We start from the raw sequence: 2757 nt of genomic DNA, 5'->3' as shown, positions 1-2757 counted from the left end.
GGTGCCGGGCAACGCCTGCCTGGCACCGGCCTGCGCGAGGCGTCACCGTACCGGCGGCACACTGACGGCCAGCGCGACGGTACAGCCCGCGCTGCTTGCCGAGATCCGTACAGAGCCGATGGATCGCCGCGCGAGTGCGGCCCGCGGGACCACGGTCGGGGGTCTTGTGCGGGCCTCCGCACCGGCGCCATGCACCTACTCCGGCCCCTTTGCCTGCCTGACGGGCATCGACATGGATGGCCCCTGGCGGGCGCGCCGTAGGGACACCAGCGAACGGACAACGTACGTACACGGTCCCGAACTCCGGCTCGGCCCTGGCTTGCGCGGCAGCGCACGATACACACCAGCCCCCGGCATTCCCGGTGGCCCATGGCCGGTGCGGCGGTGATGGAGACGGCCGTCTGTGACCTGGGGCCGTCTAGCGGCTTTGCCGTCACTTCGCGCACTTTGCTCACGTGGCGTGGCCGCCGGGCCGGGCGCCGCGCGGCGGGCTGCTGGGCCGGAACGAAGCGTGCACGTCGGCCACCCCCGCGAGGCGCCGGGAGTGTGGGTGTGGTGTTCCGCTGCCGGTGGTGATCAGGGCCGCCAGCACCGTGGCGGAGCGGGAGCGAGATGCGGCTTTCAGAGCCTGGCGCTGCTGCTCGCTCAGTTCGGCCAGTCCTTTGACCTGCGCGCACAGCCGGTCCCAGGGGATGGTCGTCCCGAGCCGGGCTGCGTGCTCGAGGACGTCGCGAGCGGCGTCCGCCACAGCGTCGACGTCAGTGGGGACACCGGCCGGTGCGGGCGGTCGGTGCGGGCCGCCGCGCGTGCGCTGCCCGGCTGCTGCGGGTCGCGCCGGGGCTTCGGCTTCCATGGCGGCCGACTGCACAATGGTGACCCGCCTGGCAGGTGCCGGCGGCGGGGCGGGCGCGGGAGCCTTGCCGGTGCGCTCCTCCCAGACGGCGATCTGCCTACGCTGCTGGCGGGTCAGCCAGGGCCCGGCTTCCTCGGCCCTGGCCTTCAGCTGGGCCACTAGGCGCCGCAGTTCACCGGGATGCAGACGGCCGTTGCGCCGGTCGAGTGTGTCCAGGAGGTCGGCGACCGCCTCGGCCGCCTGCCCGGCGCGGCTCCTGCCGGTGCGTCCGGCGCGGGAGACGCCACCGCGCCGTGGTGGGGGAGCAGACGGGGCGCTGATCCCGACACCACGTTCTTTGGCCAGGAGGAGGTCGGCGGCGCGGCGCAGCAGCTGGTTCTCCTCGGCACTCGCGCCGCCGCGGGCGGCGGCCTCCGCCTGGGTGAGGAAGTGGCGCAGTTCGCTGAAGGTGCGCTCACCCTCGACGGCCTTGCGCAGGGCCGCGAACGCCTGGGATCGGTCGCCCGTTGCCTGGGGCGCGGCCACCGGCCGCACCACGGCATCGACGCGGGCGGGCGCGGCACGGTGTGGGAAGGCGGCACGTGAGCTGGTGCGCAGGCGGCGGACCTCCTCGACCGCGGGCGTGCACAGCCCCAACGGCGTCAGATGGCATTCGTCGAGGCCGACCCACTCCGTGCGGCCGTGCAGCTGGGTGCCGATCATGACCCGGCGTCCGCTGCCGTCGGTGTCGCAGCGGATGCGCAGCACGTACCCGTCGACGACGAGACGGTGCGGATCGTGGGCGACGTGCGGACCGAGCACCAGCTGCGTGCCGTCCACGGGCTCGGGCAGCACGGCCTCATGGTCCAGCAGCACCCGCAGACAGCCGTGACCGCCGGGCTCGAACACCACCTCGCCGCCTACCCGTTCGGCGTCCTCGGGCAGGCGCGCGGCGGCGGCGATGCCCTGGCCGGCCAGCCACGCGAGGAACTGCTGCTTGATGTAGAGGTGGTCGGCGCCGGAGACTCCCACCGATGTCCTGCGGCACGCCATGTGCTCGGGCCCGCGCAGGTGGGCGAAGTGCGCGACCCGGCCGACGGGCATCCTGATCGTCAGCCGTCCTCTGCAGCCGCCCAGCCACTGCCCGCGCCAGAATGTCTGCCCGGCGTGGGCCTGCCGGAATGCCGCCGCGAGGTCGGCTTGCATCGGCAGCAGGGCGGGTATCTCCGACTCCGCGCTGCCCATCACCGCGGTCTGTACCAGGCGCTGGTCCCGGCCCACGTCACCTCCCGCACGGTCGGATCCCCGATCCTCCAGTGTCCGTCACCGGGAGCGGTCCGGGCGAGGACTAAGCAGCAGCACCTCAACTGACGACGAGTTGGAGGGCGGTCCGCAGGCCGACAGCCTGCGGACCCAAACGCAACCGAACTCGATTGCTGCAATGTCGGCGACCCGGCTGCGCGTGGCCCGATGCACCCGCGGCTGGCGGTCGCTGGTGTATGCGGCTGCCGTCAACCGGTCGAGCGGCTCGGCGCTGGCACGCCAACAACACGACCAGCGCGGCCGAGCCTGTCTCTGAGAGGACGGAATGAGAGTGCATAGGAGATTTGTCGTCACCTGAAGGTGTGGCGGTGCGGCGTCCCGGCCGGTCGGCGCCATGGGCATGTTGAGCTGGGCACCGTGAGCGAGCGCAAGCCCTACAAGACCGACGTGAGCGACGAGCAGTGGGCGCTGGTCGAGCCTGTGATCGCCGCGTGGAAGGCCGCGCATCCCTCGGTCAGCGGCCATCAGGGTCCGTACGCGATGCGGGAGATCGTCAACGCACTGCTCTACCAGGGCCGGACCGGTTGCCAGTGGGAGCTGCTCCCACAACTCGGGGCCGGTCGAGTGATAGTGCGAGAGGGGGTTGTTGGGGTTGGAGTACT

At 72.4% G+C, this 2757-nt stretch carries 2 protein-coding genes; one reads left to right on the top strand and one right to left on the bottom strand.

Translation table 11 applies throughout. From position 1 onward, the window contains the following. Positions 1 to 451 precede the first annotated feature (451 nt). The gene (locus ABZ646_RS44365) at positions 452 to 2113 is read right to left on the bottom strand and encodes a competence protein CoiA family protein (RefSeq protein WP_360532843.1); all 1662 of its coding nucleotides are present in this window, start codon (positions 2111 to 2113) and stop codon (positions 452 to 454) included. A 399-nt stretch (positions 2114 to 2512) separates the two neighbouring features. Between ABZ646_RS44365 and ABZ646_RS44360 the strand changes: the two genes are divergently transcribed. Next, positions 2513 to 2757 (top strand): transposase (locus tag ABZ646_RS44360; RefSeq protein ID WP_360532840.1); only part of this gene is annotated, 245 nt, incomplete at its 3' end.

The sequence above is a fragment of the Streptomyces sp. NPDC007162 genome (assembly GCF_040634175.1).
Lineage (GTDB): Bacteria > Actinomycetota > Actinomycetes > Streptomycetales > Streptomycetaceae > Streptomyces.
The sequence above is the reverse complement of the archived record's forward strand: the minus strand, read 5'-3'. Positions and strand labels throughout refer to the sequence as shown.